General features: G+C 46.0%; 19 protein-coding genes. 11 read left to right on the forward strand and 8 right to left on the reverse strand.

Annotated features, from left to right (window positions below; all coding sequences use genetic code 11):
- Both QI63_RS03405 and QI63_RS03410 read right to left on the reverse strand, forming a co-directional pair.
- On the reverse strand, positions 1-2,814 hold the full coding sequence (locus QI63_RS03405; RefSeq protein WP_235619763.1) for a VCBS repeat-containing protein: 2,814 nt from the start codon (positions 2,812-2,814) through the stop codon (positions 1-3).
- A gap of 21 nt (positions 2,815-2,835) precedes the next feature.
- Positions 2,836-3,942: a tyrosine-protein phosphatase gene (locus QI63_RS03410; RefSeq protein WP_044013906.1), complete on the reverse strand. Its 1,107-nt coding sequence runs from the start codon at positions 3,940-3,942 to the stop codon at positions 2,836-2,838.
- A gap of 373 nt (positions 3,943-4,315) precedes the next feature.
- Between QI63_RS03410 and QI63_RS03415 the strand changes: the two genes are divergently transcribed.
- The 8 genes from QI63_RS03415 to QI63_RS03450 all read left to right on the forward strand — a co-directional run bounded on the left by QI63_RS03415 (position 4,316) and on the right by QI63_RS03450 (position 14,186).
- Positions 4,316-5,176 (forward strand): flagellin N-terminal helical domain-containing protein, encoded by an 861-nt coding sequence (locus tag QI63_RS03415; RefSeq protein ID WP_044013907.1) that lies wholly within the window; start codon positions 4,316-4,318, stop codon positions 5,174-5,176.
- Positions 5,177-5,457: 281 nt separating this feature from the next.
- Complete coding sequence (locus QI63_RS03420) at positions 5,458-6,315, forward strand: flagellin N-terminal helical domain-containing protein (RefSeq protein ID WP_044013910.1); 858 nt, start codon at positions 5,458-5,460, stop codon at positions 6,313-6,315.
- A 289-nt stretch (positions 6,316-6,604) separates the two neighbouring features.
- Positions 6,605-8,584 carry a flagellar filament capping protein FliD gene (gene fliD, locus QI63_RS03425; protein WP_044016989.1) on the forward strand — a complete coding sequence of 660 codons (1,980 nt, stop codon included), beginning with the start codon at positions 6,605-6,607 and terminating at the stop codon, positions 8,582-8,584.
- Between the two features lie 62 nt (positions 8,585-8,646).
- A complete protein-coding gene (locus tag QI63_RS03430) occupies positions 8,647-9,240 on the forward strand; it encodes a hypothetical protein (protein ID WP_044013912.1) in 594 nt (197 codons plus the stop codon).
- A gap of 15 nt (positions 9,241-9,255) precedes the next feature.
- Positions 9,256-9,519: a hypothetical protein gene (locus tag QI63_RS03435; RefSeq protein ID WP_044013914.1), complete on the forward strand. Its 264-nt coding sequence runs from the start codon at positions 9,256-9,258 to the stop codon at positions 9,517-9,519.
- A gap of 166 nt (positions 9,520-9,685) precedes the next feature.
- Positions 9,686-10,972, forward strand: coding sequence for a UDP-N-acetylglucosamine 1-carboxyvinyltransferase (gene murA, locus QI63_RS03440; protein ID WP_044013916.1), 1,287 nt, complete (start codon positions 9,686-9,688; stop codon positions 10,970-10,972).
- A 41-nt stretch (positions 10,973-11,013) separates the two neighbouring features.
- Positions 11,014-13,695 carry a helicase-related protein gene (locus QI63_RS03445; RefSeq protein WP_044016991.1) on the forward strand — a complete coding sequence of 894 codons (2,682 nt, stop codon included), beginning with the start codon at positions 11,014-11,016 and terminating at the stop codon, positions 13,693-13,695.
- 77 nt (positions 13,696-13,772) lie between these two features.
- Positions 13,773-14,186, forward strand: a complete 414-nt coding sequence (locus tag QI63_RS03450; RefSeq protein WP_044013918.1) for a bacteriohemerythrin — start codon at positions 13,773-13,775, stop codon at positions 14,184-14,186.
- Positions 14,187-14,249: 63 nt separating this feature from the next.
- On the opposite strand, the gene tyrS is transcribed toward QI63_RS03450, so the two are convergent.
- The 4 genes from tyrS to QI63_RS03470 form a co-directional block, all read right to left on the reverse strand.
- Positions 14,250-15,470, reverse strand: coding sequence for a tyrosine--tRNA ligase (gene tyrS, locus QI63_RS03455; RefSeq protein WP_044016993.1), 1,221 nt, complete (start codon positions 15,468-15,470; stop codon positions 14,250-14,252).
- Positions 15,471-15,548: 78 nt separating this feature from the next.
- Positions 15,549-17,171, reverse strand: coding sequence for an ATP-binding protein (locus QI63_RS03460; RefSeq protein ID WP_081984388.1), 1,623 nt, complete (start codon positions 17,169-17,171; stop codon positions 15,549-15,551).
- Positions 17,172-17,302: 131 nt separating this feature from the next.
- Positions 17,303-18,781 (reverse strand): major outer sheath protein Msp, encoded by a 1,479-nt coding sequence (locus QI63_RS03465; RefSeq protein ID WP_044013922.1) that lies wholly within the window; start codon positions 18,779-18,781, stop codon positions 17,303-17,305.
- A 226-nt stretch (positions 18,782-19,007) separates the two neighbouring features.
- The gene (locus QI63_RS03470; RefSeq protein WP_052185467.1) at positions 19,008-19,343 is read right to left on the reverse strand and encodes a hypothetical protein; all 336 of its coding nucleotides are present in this window, start codon (positions 19,341-19,343) and stop codon (positions 19,008-19,010) included.
- Positions 19,344-19,939: 596 nt separating this feature from the next.
- Here QI63_RS03470 and QI63_RS03480 point away from each other — a divergent pair.
- A complete protein-coding gene (locus QI63_RS03480) occupies positions 19,940-20,716 on the forward strand; it encodes an Rpn family recombination-promoting nuclease/putative transposase (RefSeq protein ID WP_235619765.1) in 777 nt (258 codons plus the stop codon).
- Positions 20,717-20,864: 148 nt separating this feature from the next.
- On the opposite strand, the gene QI63_RS03485 is transcribed toward QI63_RS03480, so the two are convergent.
- On the reverse strand, positions 20,865-21,710 hold the full coding sequence (locus tag QI63_RS03485; protein WP_044013930.1) for an Rpn family recombination-promoting nuclease/putative transposase: 846 nt from the start codon (positions 21,708-21,710) through the stop codon (positions 20,865-20,867).
- A 220-nt stretch (positions 21,711-21,930) separates the two neighbouring features.
- Between QI63_RS03485 and QI63_RS03490 the strand changes: the two genes are divergently transcribed.
- Together QI63_RS03490 and murJ are read left to right on the forward strand one after the other, a co-directional pair.
- A complete protein-coding gene (locus QI63_RS03490; protein WP_044013932.1) occupies positions 21,931-23,478 on the forward strand; it encodes a phenylalanine--tRNA ligase subunit alpha in 1,548 nt (515 codons plus the stop codon).
- Positions 23,479-23,554: 76 nt separating this feature from the next.
- Positions 23,555-25,141 carry a murein biosynthesis integral membrane protein MurJ gene (murJ, locus tag QI63_RS03495; protein ID WP_044013934.1) on the forward strand — a complete coding sequence of 529 codons (1,587 nt, stop codon included), beginning with the start codon at positions 23,555-23,557 and terminating at the stop codon, positions 25,139-25,141.
- A gap of 521 nt (positions 25,142-25,662) precedes the next feature.
- Here murJ and QI63_RS03500 read toward each other — a convergent pair.
- On the reverse strand, positions 25,663-26,997 hold the full coding sequence (locus QI63_RS03500) for a tetratricopeptide repeat protein (RefSeq protein ID WP_044013936.1): 1,335 nt from the start codon (positions 26,995-26,997) through the stop codon (positions 25,663-25,665).
- Between the last annotated feature and the right edge of the window lies 1 nt (position 26,998).

The raw sequence follows: 26,998 nt of genomic DNA on the forward strand, positions 1-26,998 counted from the left end.
TTACCTGAGTGCCGCGCCCCGATATGCATGGACTTTTGAATCGATACCATGCGTAATCAGTTCAGGAATCGAATCTCCATCAATGTCGAGTAAGTACGGCGTTCCCGTGCCGGCAAGCGGGAAACCGTCCAGAGGGGCAAAACCGGAGGTATACCCGTAAAGGGCGTTTCCTCCTCCCGAAATAAATATTTCGTCTTTCCCGTCACCGGTTACATCGAGCAACGTGATGCAGTAATCATCCGCAGCACCTGTCTTTAACGGTAACGAGTCGGTTATCGCTCCCGCAGTGTTGAATTTAAACAGATGTCCGTCTTGCGAAACGACAAAGAACGCCCGCAACGATGCAGAATACGCCAAATCCGCCTTACACACGGTATTAAGATCACACGAGGCGATCTCCGCATAATCCTTCGATAAACTGCGGATAGAAAACCTGCCGTCTTCACTTACAAAAGCAGCGGCATAGTTTCCCTTTGTTTCTTCAAAGAATACCGGCGCTGCGGCAAAGATTCCTTCAAGCTCAATGGGATACCCTTCAACGATTTTTCCTTCTTTATTAAATAGGTATAAACAGCTTTCAAACGAGCGCGGAAGCGCTGCAATACCGTCTTTAAATATAACGGGAGCAGCACGCAGTTTAGCATTCATTGTGTCGGAAGTAGACCAATTATCGGTTGTGCCGGCAAAGAGCAGTGCGGAGTCGGCAGAAAGCGGCACCGCTATACCGCCGTTAAAAGCAACCGGTTTGGGAAGGAGTTTTTCTGCCGTCAATACGGGATAGCCTGCAAAGGGTTCCAAGTTTGCGTTTGCCCGATAGATAGAACCGCGAGCCGAAACCGCCCACAGCGATTGGAGCTTTGAGTGTTTTATTTCGGCGGCAATACCCGCCTTTCCATCAAGTGAAAGTGTTGATTCGCTGCCGTTTAAAAGATTCATACTCTGCACATTTGAACCGTTTGTCCAAAAGACATAGGGAACATTGTCCACAGTCTTTGCGCAGATAATATCGGATTCGGGCAGCTGAGAAAGGGAACGCGGAAAGGCGGGGATTTCTTCCAGTTTACGCGCATCGGTTTTTTGCGTATAGAAATCCAAATGAACTTGGCGTCCGGCCGCAAAACGAAGCGACAGTACTCCTTTACCGTAATTCTTAAAGGCGGTTTTAAGCAGTGCATTTTGTTCCAAAAAGAACGGGATACTCCGATCCAGCGAGTAGTATACTAAGAAAGACGTTTCGGCGGAAACGGCCTTTGCAATCTTCTTCCATTCATCGGTTTTTACCAAGAGTTTACCCGTATCAGTCTCTTTTTTGCACATACCGAGCGCTTCTGCACTATTAGAAAGATACAAATAGCCGTCTTGTATCATATAAAACGGTTCCGGCAAATCGATTCGAAAGGCTCGTAACAGTCCTGACAACCATGAGGGGAATACAATACGCGGGATACGGTTGTCATCAACCACTGCAGCGGTGCTGCGATCAATGAATATCGTATTAAACAAATCTTCCAATAGATAACGACACTTTGCCTCATTTTTTAATGAAATAAAGAAAACAGGTGTTTGAGAATCCCGATGACCGAATACACCGATTTCACTCCCCATCCATTCAAAGATAAGCTGATTCAAATCTTTGTTAAAAAAGAATGAGCTGTTTCTATTCGTTGAATTAAACGTCTTTGTCAGTTCCGGAGGAAAAAAAGCTTTAGTGTTTTCGTAGAGGAATTGAGGATCGCCGAGGTTGAGCAGCGTTAAATAGGCAGTTCCTTCCGGCAGACGGGATAAAATAGACGGCAGTGTTGAGCGCCGCTGCAGGATAGTATTTACTTCGGAGCGTTCCGAAATCCAATTGATGATGCTATGAAAAGAAACCGTGTTTTCATCAAAGTTGACGTTGAGCGCCGCCGGTTCGGGGAATGCAAGCTCCCGCACCATGTTGCCGACGATATCCTGTTTTGCCACGATACCGGAAAGAAAATACGACGGTTCCGCATATACGCTGACCGCTCCCCGGTTAGAAGCACGCAGTAGAGCCGTTAGCCGTTTACCGCTCTCTTCGGAGTTTTCGGCTAAACAGGAATAGAGCAAATCTTCCGAGGTCGCGGCGATAATAAGATTTTTATAAAAACAGATATAAAGCCGCTGGTCTTGGGTCAGCTTAAACAGGAATCCTCCTTTTGCATTACCGTTTATATCAAATTCGGTTTGTGAAAGGTTCGGTATCGAATCAAGCAGTTCCGGCTTAACGGCAGTAATAAGGGGAAGCAACTGAACGGCAGCGGAGCGGACACCGATATCCGCAACAAGCGCTGCGTTATTGCCCTCATAAACAGCGATATTAATAGGAACATTCAGCAGTCGCTTAAACCAGTCGGATTGGAGTGTTGTGTTAGACCGCAATGCGCGGAGATTCCCCTGTAAAGCGGCCGTTTCGGGCGAAGAAAGAATCGAATCGACGGCGCTGAGGTACAGCCCTTTTTGCAGTGTATCGCTTGCAGAGCGAATAGTAACCGCAGCATAATATCCGTCGGCAATATGCCGCGCAGGATTCGTCCGGTTTATCAATGAATATCCGATTAACCCGACAAGCGGAATGAGAATAATCAAAATAAGGACGAGGAGAAAGATACCGGCTTTTTTGAAAAATCCGCTCTTCTTCCGCTTTTTTTTCGTGGGCGGAGGTGGAGGGGCATGTACCGTATCGGTGTCCGGTGCCGCCGTCTGCCGCTCTGCCGTATCAGCGTTTTCAATAGGCGGCATATCATGCCCTGCTGTTGAGTGAATGTGTTCGTTTAAATCGCCGGTATCCATCATAGGTATTCCTTTAATTCATTATTACTGTAGTTTTTGTTTAAGTGCATTAATTTGCGGTGCGGTCAGTCCGACAGTTTTAGTCAGATAGTTTTCCGCAACAGCTTTTAAATTGGCATCGGTAACAGCTTTGCCGCCGTTCATTTTTACAAACATATCGGTGATAATCTTCGCAATAACCGGATACCGCGCATCGGTTTTCTTGACGTTAAAATAATTCATATATGACAGCATATAGTCGTCGGCAACCTGCTGCACTGTGGCGCCCATCAAGGCTTCCAGTACGGCGGCAACCATACCGGCACGGTCTTTGCCTTCATTACAATGAACATAGAACGGTCCTTTGTGCTGCCCCATAAAGATCAGTCCATCTTTCAGTTTTGCGATAAATGCAGGGTCGTTAAAGTCAATTCCCATATTAAGGGTGATAACCTGTCCATCTTTTACCAGCCGTTCATAGTAAGGCGCTGCGGCAAGATACGGCGCCATGCTTTCGGCATTGTCTGCAAGATTGATAACAGTTACGATTTTTGCTGCTTCAACGAGCTTTGCCGCATACGGGGCGCGAGCATCTCCGAATACCGGATTGCATCCTCTGTATAGCCGATTAGCTGCAATGGAACCCGCTTGAACGGTGCGGAAGTTTGCGAATATTGCATCGGAAGCATAATCCTCACGTTTTTCGGATTTAACCAAGTGGCGCATTTCGTATTCCTGTAAATAGGCGCCTTTCTTGGAAAGCGACAGCGTTACCGGAGTTCCCTCGACTGCGCCGGTTTTGCCGCTACAGTTATCATAGCTCATCGCGATAGCGGTAAATCCGTGTGACATTCTAATCAGATAATCGCCTCTATTAACATCGCTGTAGGTTGCAACAAAGGGAGCCGTTACGGTTTTGTCTCCCAGCTTTGCGAGCAATACATCGCCAAGCTCATACCCTTTTTCTTTTAACGCCGCTTCGGTAATGTCCGTTGTAAGATTGCCGTACTTATCAACCGACGAAACGGTTCCCTGCAGCGGCTCATATACCGGCTCCTGTGAACGGTTTCCGTCCGTAGTAGCACATGACATCAGCACGGAAAGGCTGAACAATAATGCAATCGATAGGCGCATAAAACGTTTGTGAATCATAAAACCTCCAAAATATAGAAGCCTCACGCAGAAAAAGTGCAAACTTCTTTCTTAATAATGTACTATAAGTATATATGCTAATGGGGCGATAAACAAGACTTTTAACAATATACCGGACATCCGTACCGTCAAAAAGGTAGTCTTTGTTCCGCGAAAAGCCATACCCATCTGAGCCTTCTGCTCTTTTATTGAAAATACAAAAAATTTTAAAAAATTTTGCATAAAGACTAAAGTTTTTAGCTTATACCACCGATAAAAGATACGGAGATATTCTGTCTTGAGTCTCTAAAAATCGAACCGAACTTTTAGAGATTCTCTATTTTCCTGAAAAGCACGGATGCTTTTCAGTACCACATTTCATGGAGGAAATGCTATGGTTATCAACCACAACATGAGTGCAATGTTTGCACAGCGTACATTGGGTGTTACTGATGTACGTATCGGTAAGGACATCGAAAAACTGTCCAGCGGTCTGCGTATCAACCGTGCAGGCGACGATGCTTCCGGACTCGCAGTTTCCGAAAAAATGCGTGCTCAAATCCGCGGCTTAAACCAAGCTTCGGCAAACGCATCGAACGGAATCAGCTTTATTCAAGTTGCCGAAGCATATTTGCAGGAAACGACTGATATTATGCAGCGTATCCGCGAGCTGGCGGTACAAGCGTCAAACGGTATTTACAGCGCGGAAGACCGGATGCAAATTCAGGTCGAAGTCTCCCAGCTTGTTGCCGAAGTTGACCGCATTGCGAGTTCCGCTCAGTTTAACGGTATGAATATGCTGACCGGACGTTTTGCACGTGAAGGCGGAGAGAACGCCGTAACAGGATCAATGTGGTTCCACATCGGCGCCAACATGGATCAGCGCATCCGCGTGTACATCGGAACCATGACTGCTCATGCCCTCGGCGTGCGCGATCTGAGCGATAACCGCACAATGACGATCGAAACCGCAGAAGAAGCAAACCACAGCATCGGTACAATCGATGAGGCATTAAAGAAAATCAACAAGCAGCGGGCAGACCTCGGCGCATACCAGAATAGACTGGAAATGGCTGTTGTCGGAATCGATATTGCCGCAGAAAACATGCAGGCATCCGAATCACGCATCCGCGATGCCGATATGGCCAAGCAGATGGTCGAGTATACGAGAAATCAGATACTCAATCAGTCCGGTACGGCAATGTTGGCACAGGCAAATTCAAATACCCAGCTTGTGCTCTCATTATTGCGGTAATTTCTTGTATAACTCTCTTGTCTTTTTTTCGGCAAGAGGGTATACTTGGCATCGTAGTAACGAGAACCGGCGGGATGCTTCCGGTGTCCCGCTCACATGATCTTTGAAAAACACCCTTAAGAAGCCCTGTATAACAGTATTATTGGTCTTCGGTTAGTACATCGAAAGCCAATAATACTGTGTAAAAAACCGAAGGAAAAGGCGCAACCAATTTCCGTAACGTTTTTATACAGTGATAATCTCCGGCATGGATGCCGGAAGCAGACTTCAAGGAGGGTTATATGATTATTAACCACAATATGAGCGCTATGTACTCACAGCGCAACACAGGCATCGTCGAGACCAACATCGTAAAAGACATAGAAAAGCTTTCCAGCGGTATGCGCATTAACCGCGCAGGCGATGATGCTTCCGGACTTGCAGTTTCCGAAAAAATGAGAAGCCAGATCCGCGGTTTAAATCAAGCAGGCCAGAACATACAGAATGGTGTTTCCTTTATCCAAGCAACAGAAGGGTATTTAGCTGAAACCACTGATATTATGCAGCGCCTACGCGAGTTAGCAGTTCAGGCTGCCAACGGTATTTACTCCGCAGAAGACCGTATGCAAATTCAGGTTGAAGTTTCTCAGCTCGTAGATGAAGTAGACCGCATTGCAAGCCATGCTCAATTCAACGGTATGAACTTGCTTACCGGACGCTTTGCAAAGGATTCCGCAGCAGGTCCGATGCAGTTACATGTTGGTGCGAACATGGATCAGTCCGAAAAGCTCTTTATCGGTACAATGACTGCAGTAGCTCTCGGTCTTACCGGCGGTATGCAGGGCGGCGAAGGCGATATGATCACCATTTCTTCTGTGGAAGGTGCTAATATGGCTATCGGTACTATCGACAATGCGTTGAAGCAGATCAACAAGCAGAGAGCTGACCTCGGTGCATACCAGAACCGTTTCGAACTTGCATACAATGGTGTTGCAATTGCTGCTGAAAACCTGCAGGCTGCTGAATCACGCATCCGCGATGCTGATATGGCAAAGCAGATCGTTGAGTACACCAAGAATCAAATCTTGATGCAGTCCGGCACCGCAATGCTTGCACAGGCGAACACACAACCCCAGTCGGTTATCCGCCTCCTTCAATAGCGCTCAAAAGAATCGGGAAAAATAACGCAAACCTAAATCAACAGTGAGGGTTTGAGTAAAAGAGATTTCTGGATGTTATCTCTTTTTCCCGCGACTTAAGAGGAAGAAGAAGCCGCGCCCTTCTTCTTCCTTTTTTTTATCTAAGAACCTCCAAACGGTTGGAATCCATAAATTTAATACACAAAACACGTAACTAATTCGGTTTCATAAAGATTATTGATATTATAGCCGACAATGCTAGTAGCAAAGGTTTATCCGGCTTGACGGTAAAGGGGTTAGAGTGTCCGATATGAATATTCCCGGCATAGGAGCCGGTAAATATGATAATCTCATTGAAACGCTGATGAAAAAAGAGCGTGCCCCGCGCGATTCAGCTGCTGAAGATTTAAAAAAATACGAACGTCAAAATGCGATTTGGCGAAAGATAAACCAGTTCTCTACCGAAATCCGCGAAAAAACACGGGATCTCTATTCCTTTAACAATCCTTTTGTAGAAAAGACTGTTACCTCTTCCAACGAACGAGCCGTAACGGCAACTGCTTCACGGGATGCCCGCGAACAGACGTTTAAAATTTCCATTAATCAAATTGCCCAAGCAGATTCTTTTTTATCGAACGAGATATCCAAAGATTTTCAAGTTCCCAAAGGCGTATACACCTTTACCGTCGGCAAGAAAAATTTTTCGGTAAATTGGCAAGGCGGAAAATACCGGAACTTTATCGATGCCGTCAATAAAAAAGGAAAAGATATTGTTAGAATTTCGGAAATAAAAACTTCACCCAACGCGGTTTCATTGCTTGTTGAATCGCAGTTGACGGGAGAGGCGAATAAACTGGAGTTTTCCGATGATGCGTTATCTTTTGCGCTCGAAAACGGCCTGATAAAAAAGAATGACCGGCCTGCAGTAGATGCCGAAAAGACGGAAGCTGCAATCCCGGCACAGAAAACCGAACGCATCATGTTTTCAAAACCGGTACGCGGCTCACAGCAATATGTACTGGAATATACCGTATCCTTACAAAGCAATGCCGAAGCCTCCGGGACACCTTCTTCTCAAGGAGAGGCATCATCATCCAACGGGGAACCGATTTATGAACAAGTCGGTTCCGCATCATACAAGGGTGTAACCGTTAGTAATGCACCAAGCGATTCAAGCATCCTGCCAGAAACCCTTGGGTTAAATCAACAGACAGCTGCCCCTGTGGAAGATTATAATGTCCTTTCATTGGTTTCTCCGCGCGGAACGCTTATTCCGCTGCCGGCTCTGGCTGATACGGCCGAAGTTCAAACCTTTAGTATTCCGCTCAGCGAATACGGCGACATTAGCGGAATTACCGTGCATAACAACAACACCGATAAGACCGTATCGATAGAACAGATCAAAGTATATGACCCAAAAGCCACGGGCGAATACATACCGGTTAATCCTGTCTCACAGGCGCAGGAGGCTGCTCTTATCTTTGAAGGTATCCCCGTAAAGCGGAGTACCAATAAGATTGACGATCTTATTCCGGGAGTAACGCTCCAGCTTGAAGATAAAACCGATAAACAGGAGAGCATCAGTATTAAACCGGATCCGCAGCCGGCAAAAGATGCCATTATCGAATTTGTAGCAAAATACAACCGGCTTTTGACGGAAATCAATATTGTAACGAGCAACCAGCAAGCGGTTATCGATGAAATCGAATATTTTACTGATGATGAACGTAAGACGGCGGAAGAAAACCTCGGAGCTCTTTTCGGCGATACGACACTATCTTCCTTAAAGAATAATCTGCGCCAAATCGTTGCGAATGTTTACCGCAAAAATACCGATACCCCGATAAGAACCTTATCACAAATCGGTATATCGACAAAGTCGGACACAAGTTCGGGACTTAACGAAGCTCGGCTGCGTGGATATTTGGAAATTGATGAAAAGAAACTCGATGAGGCGTTAAAAAATTCCATTGAAGATGTCCGTTATCTGTTCGGCTATGATAGTGATAACGATGTACTCATCGATGACGGTGTTGCGTTTCAGGTGTTCAAACAGATAGATCCTTATGTACAGCGGGGAGGCATTTTTTCGACCCGGACAAACGGTTTGACTGCTCAGATTAAAACGAGCAAAGATAAAATCGCACGGTACGACAAAGCGCTTGAAAAAAAAGAGCTGGAGCTGCGGCAAAAATACGGGAATATGGACGGGGCTCTCCGGAATTTGCAAAAACAGTCGGATATGATCAATAATTTCAGCAGACAAAATAGAGGCGGTTCCGACAACTAATGCACAATACATTATTCGCATAGCCGCCGGAAAAGATAATAACTTGAGGAGTATGACTATAAATGGTAATAAAAATTAACGGCGAAGAACTTTCATACACACTGGAAAATGAAAAGACCCTCGGCGAGGTATTGGGCAGTATTGAAGAAGCATGCTGCCGCGAACACGAAACAATCGTGCAAGTAGCGGTTGACGGTAAAGTCCTGTCTTCCCAAGAACTCGACCAACTTTTTAAACAGTCTGTTGATACTGATATTACTCTTGAACTTTCAACATTCTCCGGAGCGGAAATCCGCAATTATATGAAGGGTTTAACGCAAGAACTATCCGATTATGCGGAAGACTTTGAGCAGGTTCCGGTATATATGCAAACCGGAAAAGATATGCAGGCACTCGAATTGTTTGGAGTATTTTCGGAAAAACTGAATGAACTGTACCGGTCATTACTCTTATCCGATATAACGGAACTCCCCATCGATATACAAATTGAAGGAAAATCAGTTCATGAGTATCAGAAAGAAATAACAGCATTATTGCGTGATATTGTTTCGAGTATCGAAGAAAAAGATATTATTCAAGTCGGTGATTTAGCCGAATATGAATTGGCTCCCCTTGTCAAAACTTTGATAAATGGGGTATCATCGGCTATACATTAGACGGAGACGGAAGCAGTGCTTGTAGAGGATATTATCGATATTGAAAAAAAGAATTCTCTCATTTATTATCGAGAAGAATTTGAGGCTACCGCCGTTTACAATATTCTGGAAAGAGAACAAAAAGGAAAAATAGACTTTTTAATCGAAGTTAATCCTATCGGTCAAAAACAACTCTTCGTACAGCTTATCGATAAGCCGGATTACCCTGTGTTGCCTATTCGTCTTGCATTAAAAGAAAAAATACAGCATTTGATTGACTCTGCCGCACTCCCTCTGTAGGAAAAAAATGCTGAAGATGCAGACTATCTTTAAGATAGTGTTGCCCCTTTTAAGTAGTTTACCGTTAGGCGATGAGCGCAGGGAATTTATCAAGGACGTAAAGTTATCCTAAAAGCGATTTTTTTTAGGATAGACACGATGCGTCCTATCATGTTTGGAGCAGCTCATGTATGAATATCATATTGAAGGCGGTTTCCCCGTAAAGGGTACCATCAAGGCAAGCGGAAATAAAAATGCTGCATTGCCCTGTATCGCCGCCGCCGTCCTTACCGACCAGCCCGTTACCTTAAAGAATCTTCCCGAAATCGAAGATGTTTTCGTAATGTTTAAAATCTTTGAATCCTTCGGCGGAACAATTGTTAAAGTTGCACCAAATGAATATACGCTGCAATTAAAAACCGTAACCGGTTATGAAGTACCGGCGCCGCTGGCTCAAAAGATACGGGCTTCTATTTTATTTGCAGGTCCGCTGCTTGCACGCCACGGAAAAGTTATGATGACTCCTCCCGGCGGCGACGTTATCGGACGGCGGCGGTTAGATACCCATTTTTTGGCACTGACAGAACTCGGTGCGCAGGTAAAAATAAACGGTCATTTTTTATTTACGGCAAATAAGCTCATCGGGCAGGATATTTTTTTGGATGAAGCATCCGTAACCGCTACCGAGAATGCAGTGATGGCCGCGGTAACCGCCGAGGGCGAAACCGTTATCACCAATGCGGCAAGCGAACCGCACATTCAAGACCTCTGCAAGCTGTTAAATGCAATGGGGGCAAAGATAAGCGGTATCGGCTCTAATATTCTGACTATTCACGGAGTACCCCAGCTGCACGGCGCGGAGTACCGTATCGGTGCGGATTACATGGAAGTCGGTTCGTTTATCGGGCTTGCGGCAGTTACCCGCGGCTCGCTTACCATTACCGATATCAACCCGCCCGATATGCGTCCGATAAAACTTGCGTTTAACAAGCTGGGTATCCGTTGGGAAATCGATGGGACAAGCCTTACCGTACCTGCACAGCAGAGTTTAAAAGTAAACTGCGACCTTGGCGGCATGATCCCTAAAATCGATGATGCGCCGTGGCCGGGATTCCCCGCAGACCTTACCAGCATTATGGCGGTTATTGCGACACAGGTGGAAGGCACGGTGCTTATCCACGAAAAAATGTTTGAATCCCGAATGTTCTTTGTCGATAAACTGATCGGTATGGGGGCGCGTATTACGCTTTGCGACCCGCACCGTGCCGTGGTTACCGGCCCCAGCACCCTGCACGGTTCCGAATTGGTTTCGCCCGATGTGCGCGCGGGGATGGCGCTTGTTATTGCAGCCTGCTGCGCCCGCGGTGAAAGCCTCATCCGTAATGTATACCAAATCGAACGCGGCTACGAACACCTCGTCGACCGGTTTAAAGCACTCGGCGTACAGATTGAACGCAAGCCGATCTGCGTATAACATTGCATACAAATGCTTACTTCGCTATACTTTTTCCGATTATGAAATATACACAGCTGCCTGTTTATGAACAAAAGGCACGGATTTTAGAGAGTTTGGAACGCCATCAAGTTATTGTTGTTGAAAGCCCTACCGGATCGGGAAAAACAACCCAGCTGCCGGTAATTTTACATGAGGCGGGATATACGCAAACCGGTATGATCGGCGTTACCCAGCCGCGGCGGATTGCCGCTCTTTCCGTCAGCGAGTTTATCGCAAACCAACTAAAAGTTCCGCTCGGCGATTTAGTCGGCTACAAGATGCGGTTTGAAGATCATACCTCGCCGGAAACCAAGATAAAAATTATGACCGACGGGATTCTCTTGCAGGAGCTTAAACTTGACCCATGGCTCAGCAAGTATTCCGTTATTATGGTAGATGAGGCGCATGAGCGCAGTTTGAATATCGATTTTATCCTCGGGCTGCTCAAGCGGATTTTGCAGGAGCGGCATGATTTTAAGGTGATTATCTCGTCGGCGACGATAAACACCGATATGTTTTCGATGTATTTTAACGAGTGTCCGGTGATTAAAATCGATGCGATGACCTATCCGGTTACCCTCATCTTTGATCCGCCCGCGCTGACAGCCTCTACAGAGACGCTTGCTGCCGAAACCGCGCTGCTCGATAAAATCGCGATGATTGTCGGGCGAATTTTAAGCGAAGGCCGCCCCGGCGCCATTCTCGTGTTTCTCCCCGGTGAACGGGCGATTAAGAACTGCATCGAGCGGCTCTCGCATGAGCCGTGGTTCCGCAAGCTCTATCCGCTGCCGCTGTACGGGCGCTTGAGCAAGGAAGAGCAGGAGCGGGTGTTTAAGTCCCCGCCGTTCGGGAAAAAGAAGATTGTTATCGCAACAAATATTGCCGAAACCTCCATCACCATCAACGATATTGCTGCCGTTATCGACTCAGGCTTGTCAAAGCTGAATTTTTACAATCCCTTTACCTACACATCCAGCTTGGATGAAGCGCCGGTGTCGAAGGCATCGTGTAATCAACGGCGGGGACGCGCCGGACGGACACAGGAGGGGGTATGCTACCGCCTCTACACCCGCAAGGATTTTGAAACCCGCGTTATGTACACCACGGAAGAAATCTACCGCACCGACCTCTCGGAGGTGGTAATGCGGATGGCGGAGCTCGGTATCTACGACTTTGCGAACTTCGATTTTATCTCCCCGCCCGGCAAGAAGGGTATTATCGGTGCGGTGGATACGCTCAATATGCTCGGCGCGTTGGAGAGCGATAACAGCCTGAGTAAAATCGGGCAGATGATGTGCCTTTTCCCGCTCAGCCCGCGCCAATCCCGTATGATTGTAGAGGCAGTGCTCTATTATCCCGAATCGATTGAGGATGTATTGATTGCCGCGGGCTTTTTATCGGCACGCAGCCCCTTCCTCTTCCCCGACGGGCAGGAGCTTGAAGCGAGAAAAGCCCACGCAGCATTCCGCGATCCGCTCGGAGACTTTGTGTCCTTCCTTAAAGTGTACCGGCAGTACATGCAGGCGGAAAACCAAAAGAAGTTTTGCGACCGCTTTTACCTCGACGAGCGGATTATGGCGGAAATTGCCAACATCAAAGAGCAGCTGGAGCTGATTGTCTCCGATATGGGCGTGCCGATTCTCTCCGGCGGAAAACCGGCGGATTATTTGACGGCAGTTGCCCGCGGTATGATCCAGTTTGTGTGCGCTGCGCAGGGGCGGGATGTGTACCGCAGCCTGACAACCGAAAAGATTTCCATCCATCCGGGTTCCTGTATGTATAAGGAGCATCAAGCCTTTATCGTCGCAGGAGAGATTGTGCATACGTCGCGGATGTATGCCATGTCAGTCTCGCCCCTTTCCAAAGACATTGTAGCGCTGGTCGCCCCTGCGCTCCTTGACAAAAAAGCGGCGCAGGAAGCGCGGGCAAAGGCCGGCACTGCTGAAGGCAGGGCTGATCGGTCTGCCGTCGGAACCGGAAGAGCCGGAGGTAAAAACGCGCAGGGAGCCGGTGCGTCCGGAAAGCTCTCCGGCAGCGCAGGAAGGGCTGCACCACACGGTTCCGCAGCGGCATCGGAAACCGCAGACAGAAAAGGCTCCGGCAGCACCGGTACCGCAGCTGAAAAACAGGCGCAGACGGTATCCATCTGCGGCACCCCGTACATTATACAAAAGATGAAAGGGAAAAAGCAGCTCTTGCTGCCGTGGGAACAGTTCAGCCATACGGTGGAGCAGCTGCGGGCAGAGGCCAGTGGTATCGTCTATGACGGCCAGCTTGAACAGCTGAAAAACCTGCGCGCAAAGATTACCTTCGGCAGCTATGAACTGCTTGCCGGAGAGAAACTCGGCTTGGTGTTAAGCATCGCCGAAGCTTTTCCGCTGCAGCCGCTCGAATCCGATACACCATTCCCGCGCACCAAGAATTTCACGCTGCCGGATGACACTACAACCCTGCTGGAGCAGCTGCCGCTCATCTTCCGGACGGTAACGGCAAAGCAGAAGAGCAAACAGCTCGGCTTTATCACCCTGTTCAACGACGGCAACGGTACTTTCTGGCTTAAAACTTCGCGCGGGTTCCACACCGCCCTGCATGAGAACCTTGCTTCCTTGCAGCAGCTTATCGACAGTGCAGGGGCAGGACTGGATGAAGCGCAAACTACTGCGGTTAATAGCCTCTACAGCAAGATCGCGAAGCTGATATAGATAAAAAGCAGCCATATTGATACGGGCTTTACATCACCTGTAAAATGTGTAATAGTTGCGAATACGAGGAGTCAATGATGGAAAAATTTGTTTCGTGGGATGTCAGCTATGATGTGGGGGTACCGAGTGTCGATAAACAGCACCGCCACCTCGTTGATTTGATCAATAACTTATACAATGCTTGTCTTGGTGAAAAAGCAGAACTTGAAGAGACCTTTAGAGATGTAATGAAAGAATTGGTAGACTATGTAATGATTCACTTTAAAGATGAAGAAGTTATCATGGAAGAAATGAACTATCCGGCGTTAAAAGAACACAAACAAAAACATGAACTGTTTGTTAAAGAAATTTTAAAATCAGTTAATGCCTATAAAAACGGCAAACAATTCGTTCCCAACTCATTTGTCCGCTTTTTGCGCGACTGGCTGTTTAATCATATCTTAATCGACGATAAGGCGTGGGCACGCTATTACTTTTCACTCAAAAAATAAAACAACAAAGGGCAGTCTTAAAAGCTGCAAACTTTTAGAACTGCCCTTTGCATAGAGCCGGACTTAGCGGGTAACGATACGGCTAAACCGCTTTTTACCGGCACGGAGAATAAGTTCTCCTGTTTCGTCCAAGGCGGCGGCGGTAATGACCGCTTTAAAATCGGTAACCGATTCGCCTGCAACAAGTGCCCCTCCCTGCTCTATTAAACGGCGGGCATCACTTTTAGTGGCGCATAAACCGCTTTGTACAAATAGATCGACAATCGAAATCCCCTGCTCAAAAACACTACGGTTCATTTCTACGGTCGGCATAGCGCTTTTATCGCCGCCGCCGCCGAATGCGGCTTTAGCACCGGCAAGCGCTGTATCTGCTTCATCCTTACCGTGTATTTCTTTGGTAACTTCCCATGCAAGCCGCTCTTTTGCCTCATTAATATTGCCTGCACAGATACGGTCAATCTCTTCGATCGGCAAAAAGGTAAACAGCAGCATAAAGCGGCGCACATCGGCGTCATCAACATTCCGCCAATACTGGAAAAAGTCGAATACGGGGGTCATCTCTTTGTTTAAGAAGAGTGCGCCTTTTTCGCTCTTTCCCATTTTTTTACCGTCGCTGCGGGTAATGAGCGGGAAGGTAAGCCCGAATACTTCATCACCGGTCTTGCGCCGAACGAGGTCAACCCCTGCGACGATATTGCCCCACTGGTCGTCTCCGCCTATTTGCAGGCAGCAGTGATGTTTTTGGTGAAGCATTAAAAAGTCGTAACTTTGCAGCAACTGATAGTTAAATTCGAGGAAGGATAGCCCCGTTTCCATACGGATTTTGTATGCCTCAAACGAAAGCATCTTATTAACCGAAAAACAGGAGCCGATGTCCCGAAGAAAATCGATATAATTCAGATCCGCCAGCCAATTTTTATTGTTTTCTGGAAAGGAGGTTTTTCCGTCAAAACCGATAAACCGGTCGAGCTGCGCTTTTATCTTTTCAACATTTTCATCAAGCTGTTGATAATCCAGCATCTTGCGCATCTCGGTCTTGCCGGAAGGGTCGCCGATGCGCCCCGTACCTCCGCCAAGCAGCGCAATACCGATATGCCCCGCATCGCGTAAATGCCGGAGTGCAAACTGCGGCACAAGGTGCCCGATGTGCAAACTGCCGCCGGTAGGATCGGTACCGATGTAAAACGTAACCGGACCTGTATCCATTAACGCGGACAGTGCTTCCACATTAGTACATTGCTGAAAAAATCCGCGGTCTATTAACGTCTGTAAAGCTTTATTCATAACGGGATGATACTCTTTTTTATAAATAAATGCAACTTTTACCACAAAACACACGAATCAGAGAGTTTTTGAGATTCCCTATAGTTGCTCTGTCTTCCAGTCTTTAATTGTCCGCGCTTGTTCATCAAAAGAGCTGCCGATCAATACAATCTTCTTTCCGTCTGCCTTGTACTGCGTGGCATAGCGGTTCTCCTTTATCTGATTAATTGCATCTTCCGCACTACCGTTGCTAAAAAGCTTAAACTCGAAGATATAGATGCTATCGACGGTTTGTATGACGCAATCACTGCGCCCAGTTGAGCAATGCACTTCCGTTTGTACGAACTGTCCCATCAGCGTGAAGACGAGATACACTGCGGTCTGGTAATTTTGTTCTCGCAGCTTCAAATTTTTCTCGGTGAAGTTATCGTACGGAATACCGGCGATGATCGACTGTATCCGTTCCATAAAGCCGTTTACATCACCCTTGCGGATATCTTCCACAAATCGCCATATCGACTTTCCTGTTTCAGCAGGTTGTACCGATGAATATGCAGGCAGTAAATTCTTTAAAAAGCCGTACCGTACCTCATCATTTGGAAAGCCAAGCCGGTACAACCGCGCTTCCTTTATATACTCTTTTATCGTCAAATACCCTGATTGAAAAAGAATCGGAAACGGTTCCTTTGCAACGGCTCGGTATGTTTGTAAACCTTCTTCATCAAGTTCTACCTTTCCGTCCAGATCGGGAATATAATAGTGTGCGTCTTTAAGGTAATTAACTAAAAAAGTCGGCGTCCCGGTTGCAAACCAGTAACTTTGAAAAATCTGCCCGTCAAATACCCGTAACAGGCTAAACGGATTATACATATTTTCAGCTGCTTGAGCAAAACAGTAACCGTCATAATTTTGCTTTAGCTGTTTAAGTGTTTCATCGTAGGTAAGCTCATTTGCCTGTGCAAGCGCTTCAATTTCCGGAGCAAAGGTATTTTCCAATTCACTTTGGCTGATACCGCAGATACCGGCATATTTGGGTAGTAGACTTATATCGTTTAGATTATTCAGATCGCTGAAAATACTGATTTTACTGAACTTTGTTACCCCCGTCAAAAACGCAAACCGGATATATTCATCACAGGTTTTAATCACAGAGTAAAAAGCTTTGAGCGTATTACGGTACTGTTCATTGAGTTCTGCATTTTCCCCCATCGTTTGCAGCAAAGGCTTATCGTATTCGTCTACGAGAATAACAGCTTGTTTGCCGGTTTTTTGATATACAGCCTTTATGAGCCGTTCAAAACGTGAGGCAAAAAAAGACTTTTCTTCTTTTGTTACTTGTATACCGTATAGACTTTCCGGTTCTTTTAATAAAGAATCGAGCCGCTCGTTCAAAACTCCGTTTTCCAGATACTGCCCAATGTTAAAGTCAAAATACAGCACCGGATATTCTTGCCACGCAGCTCTGGCTTCTTGTCCCGCTTGCGCTTCTTCAGCTTTTTCGATATAGAGGTCTTTAAACAGCTCTTTTTGCCCGCGGAAATATGCAGCCAAGGTTGAAAGAAAAAGGCTTTTGCCGAACCGCCGCGGACGGCTGAGAAAATAAACCTTACTGTTACTGATTAATTGAAAAAGATATTCGGTTTTATCCACATATAGAAAACCTTTTTCCCGTAAATCTTTAAAACTCTGTACACCGATCGGTAGTTTGCGCGGAATGTTCATATCGATAGTATAACAGGGTTTTCCGATTCAGCCTATCCTCAACTTTCCACCAACCGCATTACCAACAAAAAAAGCCTGCCCCGCGCAGTGCGGAACAGGCTTTTAAGCGTAGCTGCTAGGCCGAATACGGCTTAGTAAGCAACTTTGAGAGAAAGAACAAATGCACCGTAGTGTTGCCCATCGATAACAGACTTATTAATAACACCAAGGTATTTATTCTTGGTAATTGAACCATGATTCCACTTGGCTTGTACTTCAACCTTTTCAACCGGGCTGAATTTTACACCGAGGTCATAGGCAAGACCAACTGCAGAAGATCCATGGTTGGTTTCAAGCCAGACATCAGCAAAGGGTTTTAACCACATAGAATCGTTGATATTAATCTTGTATGCACCCCAAACCTTTGCAAAGAGCGGGAATTTCGAAGCACCAAGCAGTTGATACATACCGACATAGACACCTGCATCCAAACCTTCAACCAGATTGGTTGCATCTTTCTTATCACCCTTTGTTACAAACTGTGCAAACACAGCCATATCAGTACGACCATTTCCAATAGGTGTACCAGCTGAACCGACATACACACCGGCACCTATCCATTTATACTCAGCAGTAAATACAGTGTCCCAATTAAATACACGAGATGTATATTTAAGTCCACCATCAAAAGCAGCTCTTAACTTTAAGCCATCCATCGGCTCAGAAGTTACTTCAGCACCAATGCTGAGGTTATGATTAGTATCATACTGGTTGCTAAGTGTTGTGTTAACGGTAAGAGCAAAAGCAAGCATCTTATCAAGCGGCTTCATAGAAAGATCAAAACCGAGACCATAGTAGAAATCTGTTTTAGAATCTCCATCGGCCTTTGTCACGAAGGGGTAATAGCCGGGTTCAGGGAACCAGAGCGGTGCGGGAGGAGTACCGTGCAGAGAACCGCCTTCTACCCAACCGCCAAGCTCTTCGCTATATATGAACTCACCTTCATCTAACATGGTATTACCATCAAAATACTTCATGGTTTGAGCTTGAGACTTAGAAGCAGGTTTCCAATTGCTGCTGGAACCAAGTTTTAAGCCAACATCCAAATCCATAAAGTCCTTGTTTGCATAGCCGATCTTGGTACCATAACCGCTAAATCCGGGTTTAAATTTATAGTCATCTTTACGATATTTCTTATTTTTATCGACCGGCAACCATATTTCGGCATAATTGGCTTTAAAACTGGGCGTATCAAATACGGTCAAATAAGCGCCATAGATAAATAATGTAGCTTCAAGACCATCTACTTTCCCGTCCAGCGCAAAGTGTCCACCACTGTCTTTTTCGCTGAGGATATTCAGCTCCACATCTGTTAAACTAACTTCTCCATATACGGGGACGTCGTTCTTTGTGGATGTTTTATCAGCCTTCTTGAGAAGCGGGAATTTTACGCTCCAAGAAGCTTCGTTTTTAAATCCGTGTTTTACACCGCCCGGACCGAGGTCAATACCCCAGCTCAAGGTTGCGTCGGCTTCGATATCGACGCTCGGTTCTGCAGTTGCAGCATTTTGCGCCCACACAAAAGTAGCAGCAAAAAGAATAGTCAAGCTTACGAGTAGATATTTTTTCATAATGAAAAATACCTCCTTTAATACTTTCTTGGCCAAAGCGTAACACGCTTTTGTGCGGCCAAACTTAATTAAAAATATGCTAGCTGATTTTTTTTATTTGTCAATCACTTATTTTGTAACTTTTTTGCTTTTTTTTGTTACGGACAACCTCTCTTCCATATAATATAGAAGCAATAATCAACCCTGTTTTTGTAAAATCGCAGGGGATATAACAAATAATGCGTAATTATTTAAGCGCTTCCACTTCTGCTTGAGGGAGTCCTACAATTTTACAAATATCGCCGAGGGGATAACCCATTGTAAGCATGGTTTTTGCCGTTTCGAGCGCTTTTTGGCGGGAGCCGCGCTCAAGGCCTCTTGCTTCACCTTCGGCAAGACCGAGCGATTTGCCTTCAGCTCTCCCGCGTTCAAGGCCTTTCCGTTCAGACTCGTTTATCATCGAGAGCCGGTCGCTTTCATATTCCCACGCTGCCTCATACCGCTTCCGTTCTTGCTCATCCAGATAAAAGATGTCCATCACCTTATTTGCCTTCGCCATTACCGGATTTCCTTGTGCGAGCACTTACCTTACCTCCTATCTTTTGAAAATATGTGGGCACCTACTTCGTTATTTCACAAAAATTAGTCCTCAACGTATCAGAAGCGGCACGGATGCCGCTGGTTTTAGTCTGCTACGTGTTTGTCTTGCAAACACGTAGGTAAAAAATGTGCAGGGATGTACATTTTTTACCGTGCTTGCGGGTAATTTTTGTTCACGCCTCGTATCTGCTCCACCTCTTTTCAAAAGAGTTAGTTCGTATAAATCGTAGTCAGTCTATCAGTTTTTGTTCTTTACCGGTAGAGACTTTTTTCTTTGCTCCACCATGGATGGCGGGGGTTTCAAGCAGAAGCGATGGGGCCGTCCAAAAACTGAAAACCTATCGGCTTACAAAAATGCGGTGAGTGCGGTATACTGTATAAAACTCGGATACCCGTGTTCGAGTTTCACCGGTGGTAAACATCGCATACCGAAAGATAAAAGCAAGGAGGTACCGATGAAAAAGAGCTTTGACGACCGATAAAAAATGTACGTCCGTGTACATTTTTTATCTCGAGTGTTTTTGCTACGCAAAAAACTCGACAGGGTTTTAACCACCGCCATCCATGGCGGATGATTATATGTTCTGTACAGTCATGCAGGATGAAGAACTGTGCAAAGAACTATTGTCAATGATTCTTAGAAACAAGGTCGGTAAAATTGTACGGCTTTTTAGACAAAAACCTATCGAAAATCAAATAGCTTCCAAGGGCGTGAGGCTTGATATAATGATAGAAGATGAGACAGGAAAACTCTATGATATAGAAATGCAAACCACGAACGAACGAAACTTACCAGAGAGAATGCGCTATTACCAATGTGCGATAGACAACAGCGCAATTAACAAGGGCGGTGACTACAATGATTTGCCTGACACTTTTATCATCTTTTTATGTACCTTTGATTACTTGGAAAAAGGCTTACCCGTTTACACGATAAAACCTTACTGTAGCGAAGCGGAACAGGAATTTACTGATGGAACTACAAAAATAATCATCAACAGTACTGCTTCGGAACAGGCGGAAGAAAACCTAAAAGCCTTTTTATCTTACATGAACGGACAAAGTCCGAATACGGTATTCACTAGAAAGCTGGAGGAGAAAGTAAATGAAACCAAAGAAGACGAAGAGAAACGGAGGGAGTATATGTTATTAAAATCATTTGAAATGGACGCACGCAGAGCCGGTATAGCCCAAGGAATGCAAGCCGGTATAGCCCAAGGTAGAAGCGAAGGCATAGCCCAAGGTGCATATCAAAAAGCGCTTGAAACGGCAAAGAATTTACTCGGTTTAGGACTATCGATTGAGAAGATCGCACAAGCAACCGGCCTATCCCAAGCGGAAGTAGAAAAGCTGTAAGGCGAAATGAGGAGGTGCCGATGAAAAAGAGCTTCGATGGACAGCATCGAGCTGCCATGGGATTTGCTCATTTTCACACCTCCTACAGTCCTTATGTGACTTTTGGAAGAAAATGGCTGGAAAAATTCATCATTTCTTAAATTAAAATTTATTTAAGTGCTTCCACTTCTGCTTGAGGGAGTCCTACAATTTTACAAATATCGCCGAGGGGATAGCCCATTGTAAGCATGTTTTTTGCTGTTTCAAGCGCTTTTTGGCGGGAGCCGCGCTCAAGGCCTTTACGCTCAGACTCGCTTATCATCGAGAGCCGGTCGCTTTCATATTCCCATGCTGCCTCATACCGCTTCCGTTCTTGCTCATCCAGATAAAAGATGTCCATCACCTTATTTGCCTTCGCCATTACCGGATTTCCTTGTGCGAGCATAGACCGCTCCTCCTTACTGTCTGTTTTGATAAACATAAGCCATTTTTCTAGGCTTGTCAAACTCTCTTTTTGCAGCTTTGTTAAGTCTAAAAAGTGAATCTCCAAAAGCTCATCCAAGAGTGTTTGTTCTTCCGTTTCCCGTATCTGATAGATTGAATATATCTTTTCGCTCAGCTTAAACGGGCTATTCAGCACATTGATTGCAATACACTTTTTCAACTGCGCATACTGGAAGCCGCTCATAAAATGTTCATGGATCAGTTTAGAACAGTAAAAGATACTGCGTTTAGGATAATAATCAAAATAGGTATTCTGCATCTCTACATCGATTTTACGGCCGTCGCGTAAGCGGATTTTAATGTCGAGCCGCCCGGTTTTATCGTTGTAGAATCGGGGAATCTGTTCGCTATTTTCGATACGAACATCGTCAAAATCATCTTTGCTCAACAGGGTAACCAAAGAGAGAAATTCGATCATGATATCCTTATTCTCTTCAGTACCAAAGAGCTTTTTGAATGCATAGTCGTTTCGAGCGGTGAAATGCATTGAGCTGTTATGGGATTTGCTCATTTTCACACCTCCTACAGTCCTTATGCGACTTTTGGAGGAAAATGGCTGGAAAAAACACTATAATTTACATCAAAAATTCATCATTTCTTAAATTAAAATTTATCGCTGAGAAACCTCTGAGAGCTTCTCCCCTCCCAGCAAATCCCGCTCATCCTATTCACTAAAATCGCTAAATGAGGTATCATTTTAGCCGTTTTATGAAAAAAAGGGGGAATCCGTTATGGATATTCAATCGGTATTAAAAAGTCTGCACCCGCTTGAGATCAAGGTATTAAAGAACTTTAAGATAGGCGAAGGATTATATGCGAAAAAACTGCAAGAGGTTTTGCAGTATAAAGAAGGTCATGCAAATCAGGCCTTTTCGTGGCTCAAGCTCAAGGAATTGGTAGAAGAAAAAACGAGAAAGACAACCGTTGTCTATGAATTGACGGAGCTTGGCAAGGATTATGCACAAAACGGATTGCCTACCGAGCGGATTATCCTATTGTTAAAGGAAGCAGGGCCACTCAAGCTGCCCGAAATTGCGCAAAAACTCGGTTTACAGAATAAGGATGTCGGCTCTTCCTTCGGGGAACTTTCCAAGGCGGGCTGTGCCGCGATGAATGATGAAAAAAAAGCGGCATATATAAAAGACCCTGACGATAAAAACTTCTTGCTGAAAAAAGCGCTGCTGAAACGTGCCGCGGAGGCTGCCGAGTGCCGTCTGCCTGAAGACTCTTTAACGGATGACGAAAAGACCTGCATTGCCGATATTGCGAAAAAGCGCGGCGCTGCGGATACCGCATTCAAGATTATCGAACGGGACGAGATTGTTTACGCCTTTACGGATATGGTTGCCGCAGTGCAGAAAGCCTTGAATGCGGCGGGCATTACCGGCGATGAAACGGGACAACTGACATCCGAAAGTCTTAAAACAGGCGCATGGAAAACGCAAACCTTCCGCAGCTACAATATCCAGCTGCCGCCAGCCCGCGTTATCCCCGGCAGAACAAACCCCTACGTTGATTTTTTGGAGAGCGTCAAAGATAAACTCACGTCGCTCGGCTTCGAGGAATTTGACGGGCCGCTGGTCGAAACGGATTTCTGGAACTCTGATGCGCTCTTTATGCCGCAGTTCCACGCAGCCCGCGACATTCACGATGTGTATTACCTAAAAAATCCCACGCACGCCAAAGCGATTGAGGAACCCTTCCTTTCCCGCGTTGCGGAAATTCATGAAACGGGCGGGGACAGCGGCAGCCGCGGCTGGAATTATCACTTTGATCGCGATTTTACTCGACAGCTTTTGCTCCGCAGCCAAGGCACGGTATTGTCCGCTCATCAGCTGGCAAAGGCAAAAATCCCGGGTAAATACTTCGGTATTGCGCGCTGCTTCCGCTACGATAAAGTAGACGCAACGCACCTTTCCGACTTTTACCAGACGGAAGGTATCGTCCTCGGCGAACAGGTCAACCTGCGAACGCTGCTCGGTATCCTCAAGATGTTTGCCGTCGAAATTGCCGGCGCCACCGAAGTGAAATATGTCGGAGGGTACTTCCCCTTTACGGAACCTTCTATAGAGGTGCATATCAAGCATCCGGTACTCGGCTGGTTTGAACTGGGCGGATCCGGCATCTTTCGCCCCGAAGTTACCAAGGCGATGGGCATCGACGTTCCCGTTCTGGCATGGGGTATCGGAATTGACCGTATGGCGCTGATGGCATTGGGGCTCAACGATTTACGCGAGTTGTTCAGCACCGATATTGAAGGCGTCCGGCTCCGCAGATAGCGCAAAGCGGGGATGCTTCAAAAGCCGGTTGCTTTTTCGACATTCCCAAGCGTACATAACACAAAAACGATAATCTATGAACCGGAAATCTTCTTTACTCAAAAGCGGTATTAGCCTGTCCGTACTCACCCTCATCTCGCGGATTTTGGGGCTGATACGGGAAATGACCAAATCAGCCTTCCTCGGCACCGGCCCCCTTGCGGACGCCTTTACCGTTGCGTTTATGATTCCCAATCTGCTTAGGCGCATCTTTGCCGAAAACAGCATGACCGTTGCGTTTATACCTACTTTCCAAACGTATCTGGAGGAAGAAAAACGCAATACGCCGGATGCAAAGGCGACGATGAAGGAGTTCCTTTCCGCAACATTCACTATGCTGTCTTTTGCCGTAACGGGCACCGTCATCATCGGGATTTTGTGCAGCGGTCTGATTGTTGCGGTGTTCTTTCCGAAAATCGGCGACTTTTCCGCAACGGTGCTCTTAACGCGCATCATGTTTCCGTACCTGCTACTTATCTCCGTGGCAGCATTCTTTCAAGGAATATTGAACGGCGTCCGCAGCTTTTTACCGACAGGGATTACGCCGATTTTGTTTAACCTGTCCGTTATCGGCTGCACCTTTGTACTCGCAAAGCCCTGCGGCAATCCGGCTCTTGCAATGGCAATCGGCGTGGTAATCGGCGGATCCTTCCAGATGCTGTTTCAACTCCCCTTTGTACTGCGCGCAGGCTTTTCGTTTAAGCTGATATCGTTCCGGCGCTGTGTCCGGAACGCCGGAGCGCGGAAAATCCTACGGCTGATTGTGCCGACCTTGATAGGTACGGCGGTGTATCAGATTAACGACCTCGTTTCCACGGCGCTTGCGACATACTCCGGAGTCGGAGTCGCGGCAAGTTTGCAGTATTCAATCCGTTTACAAGAACTTATTCTCGGCATCTTCGCCGTTTCTGTCGGCACGGTTATCCTGCCCGACCTGTCCGCCCATGCGGTTAATAAGCAATGGGAGGTATTTCAAAAACTGCTCTTGAATGCCGCAAAGATTATTGCGCTCGTAACCGTTCCTGCAACGATTTTCCTGCTCTGTTCGGGCGAACATATTATCATTTTGGTGTATAAGAGCCGCCGCTTCACTGACGAGTCTGTCCGGCTTACTTTGCAGGCCTTTCAGTGGCATATCGCAGGGTTGTTTTTTATTGCATTAAACAGGATTTTAACCTCGGCTTTTTATGCGCAAAGCGATACCAAACGTCCCACGATTGCAGGTATTGCGTGTTTCGGAATCAATATTGTGCTTGCGGCAGCTCTGGCGGGTATTATGCAAGGCGGCGGTATCGCGTTGGCACTGACCGTTGCGAGTGCTGTCAATACCGGCCTTCTGCTGTATTTTCTTACCAAAAGCGATTCGATCGATGTGCGTACCTTGCTTGTATCGGCAACAGGTTTTACCGTTAAGATGCTGCTTTTTTCGCTGATTGCCGCCGCCCCGCTGTATTTTTTCGGTGCACGGCTCTACGATCCGTTAGCGGCGTACCCCCGCATTATCGCACAAGGACTTCCGCTCTTTATCAGCGCCGCGCTTTTCGCACTGATTATTTTAACGCTGCTTTTGATAACGGGTGATTCTTTGTTAAAAACTGCCGTACAAAAAATACGGCGGCGGTAAACGCATTAGGCCTTACCCTTGACAGCCCCGCAGAATGATTGTGGCTGCTCAACCTTTCCTTTTGAAAATATGCGGGCATCTACTTCGTTATTTCACAAAAATTAATCCTCGACGTGCAAAAAGCACGCCTGTGGGTAATTTTTGTTCATGCCTCGTATCTGCCTCACCTCTTTTCAAAAGGCTAACGCAAAAATTATTTTTAACCATCAGCCTCAATTTTTCTGCGATTTTTATATACTCGGCCTAATGCGTTTACCACCTGTTAGAAAAAATATGCAAAATTTTATTTCCGTAAAATGCAACGGTTGAACAAAATATGAATTTTGGAAACTGTTGCATTCGTGCGCGAAAAGCGCACACATCAATGCGCAAGTTTTCGAAAGAAAACTTGACGGTTAAGGTGAGCGGCGTCATTGTAGACGCTCACCTTATACCTATGAAATTTCGCATAGAAGGAAAACACCCACTTAAAATATTTCTGATGCAGTTGCGGTGGTCGCGGCAGTTTTTGTCTTGAAAACTTACCCGATTGCGTTTAAGACTTTGTTCAATCGGTTCTTATCAAAAAGATCCAACGGGCGGCCTTCCGTAAAGCGGCGTGCTTCTTCCGTAAAGGTACCGGCAGTCATACAAATCCCCTTACCGGCCTTCATCTCTTTAATTCTTCCGTGAAAGTCGCGCAACACCAACTCACCGACCGAGCCTTGAGAGCGGAAGAAGCGGTATATCACGAGATCCGCCCATTTGGGCGTATCGATTTCCGCAACGATATCGGTATAGGTTGCAAGAACACTGATATCAAGTATCTTCACTTTAGCGTTAGGAAAGAAACGAGAAACGATTTTGCGGCACAATCCGACAAATTCACTCTGCCCTGCCATCAAATATGTATGGAGGTTTTTATTCTGATTTAATTCCTGATACCGCATAATAAGGGAAGCAACATCTTTATAGCCCGGACTGACGGTCTGGATTTCTTTTAATTGGATCAGTGCTTTTTGTAAATCTTGCGTTTTAATCCGTGCAGCAGCTAAATTATAGCGCAGCTCGTTCATGATATCCAACGGAATGCTGTCATGTTTTAGACCGATTTCAAAATCTTCAATTGCCTTATCCAATTGACTCGCACGCATCCGTATTAACCCTGCATAGAGCGCTGCACGAGGCCCCACTTCGGGAGATACCCGCAAATGCGTAAAGATTTTTAATGCTTGATCATTCGAGCCGACTTCATAAAAACATTCTCCCATTGCAAAGAGTGCTTCCTTATTATCCGGCTGCACATCTAAGACTTTTTTCAAGCTGGGAAGCGCCTCTTGATATTTCCGTAAACTTTGGAGCGTATAGCCAAGATATTTTAACGCCATCACGTTATCAGGTTGAGTGAGCAATGCTTTCCGCAAAAACGGAACCGCTTTTTCATATTCTTTTTGAATATAGTAAATATATCCGAGGTTATAGTTTATTTCAAAATGGTTGGGATTAATATTTTTTGCCAGCAAAAGCCCTTTCTTCGCTTCTGCAAACCGGTCTGTTTTCATTGCGCTGATGCCGTACCGTAAGCTGATTTCAAATTGCTCCGATGGAATACGCCCGCTCATCTGATCCAACAGCGGCGCATAAGAAGCATAGGCCTTTTCCCAGTCTTGATCCTGAAAGTATATATCTCCGACCATTAAAAGTGCGGCGCTGTCGTTCGGATTTTGCGCAAGCCGCTTTGTTGCTTCGCGTATTACTGCGGCCTTATTTTTTTTGCCGATCGATAATGTTCCGCGGCCTTTAAGCCCCGTCATAACAACTGTTACGACGGCAACAACTGCGATAATGATGAAAATAGAGATAATTACAACAGACATA

The organism is Treponema sp. OMZ 838, assembly GCF_000775995.1.
Lineage (GTDB): Bacteria > Spirochaetota > Spirochaetia > Treponematales > Treponemataceae > Treponema.

Excerpts from the sequence above, each read along its gene's own strand:
- QI63_RS03490 (WP_044013932.1), top strand. The coding sequence starts at position 21,931 with ATGGATATTCAATCGGTATTAAAAAGTCTGCACCCGCTTGAGATCAAG.
- murJ (WP_044013934.1), top strand. The coding sequence starts at position 23,555 with ATGAACCGGAAATCTTCTTTACTCAAAAGCGGTATTAGCCTGTCCGTA.
- QI63_RS03460 (WP_081984388.1), bottom strand. The coding sequence starts at position 17,171 with ATGAACATTCCGCGCAAACTACCGATCGGTGTACAGAGTTTTAAAGAT.
- QI63_RS03430 (WP_044013912.1), top strand. The coding sequence starts at position 8,647 with ATGGTAATAAAAATTAACGGCGAAGAACTTTCATACACACTGGAAAAT.
- murA (WP_044013916.1), top strand. The coding sequence starts at position 9,686 with ATGTATGAATATCATATTGAAGGCGGTTTCCCCGTAAAGGGTACCATC.
- fliD (WP_044016989.1), top strand. The coding sequence starts at position 6,605 with ATGAATATTCCCGGCATAGGAGCCGGTAAATATGATAATCTCATTGAA.
- QI63_RS03405 (WP_235619763.1), bottom strand. The coding sequence starts at position 2,814 with ATGATGGATACCGGCGATTTAAACGAACACATTCACTCAACAGCAGGG.
- QI63_RS03450 (WP_044013918.1), top strand. The coding sequence starts at position 13,773 with ATGGAAAAATTTGTTTCGTGGGATGTCAGCTATGATGTGGGGGTACCG.
- QI63_RS03445 (WP_044016991.1), top strand. The coding sequence starts at position 11,014 with ATGAAATATACACAGCTGCCTGTTTATGAACAAAAGGCACGGATTTTA.
- QI63_RS03465 (WP_044013922.1), bottom strand. The coding sequence starts at position 18,781 with ATGAAAAAATATCTACTCGTAAGCTTGACTATTCTTTTTGCTGCTACT.
- QI63_RS03485 (WP_044013930.1), bottom strand. The coding sequence starts at position 21,710 with ATGAGCAAATCCCATAACAGCTCAATGCATTTCACCGCTCGAAACGAC.
- tyrS (WP_044016993.1), bottom strand. The coding sequence starts at position 15,470 with ATGAATAAAGCTTTACAGACGTTAATAGACCGCGGATTTTTTCAGCAA.
- QI63_RS03410 (WP_044013906.1), bottom strand. The coding sequence starts at position 3,942 with ATGATTCACAAACGTTTTATGCGCCTATCGATTGCATTATTGTTCAGC.
- QI63_RS03480 (WP_235619765.1), top strand. The coding sequence starts at position 19,940 with ATGTTCTGTACAGTCATGCAGGATGAAGAACTGTGCAAAGAACTATTG.
- QI63_RS03415 (WP_044013907.1), top strand. The coding sequence starts at position 4,316 with ATGGTTATCAACCACAACATGAGTGCAATGTTTGCACAGCGTACATTG.
- QI63_RS03420 (WP_044013910.1), top strand. The coding sequence starts at position 5,458 with ATGATTATTAACCACAATATGAGCGCTATGTACTCACAGCGCAACACA.
- QI63_RS03500 (WP_044013936.1), bottom strand. The coding sequence starts at position 26,997 with ATGTCTGTTGTAATTATCTCTATTTTCATCATTATCGCAGTTGTTGCC.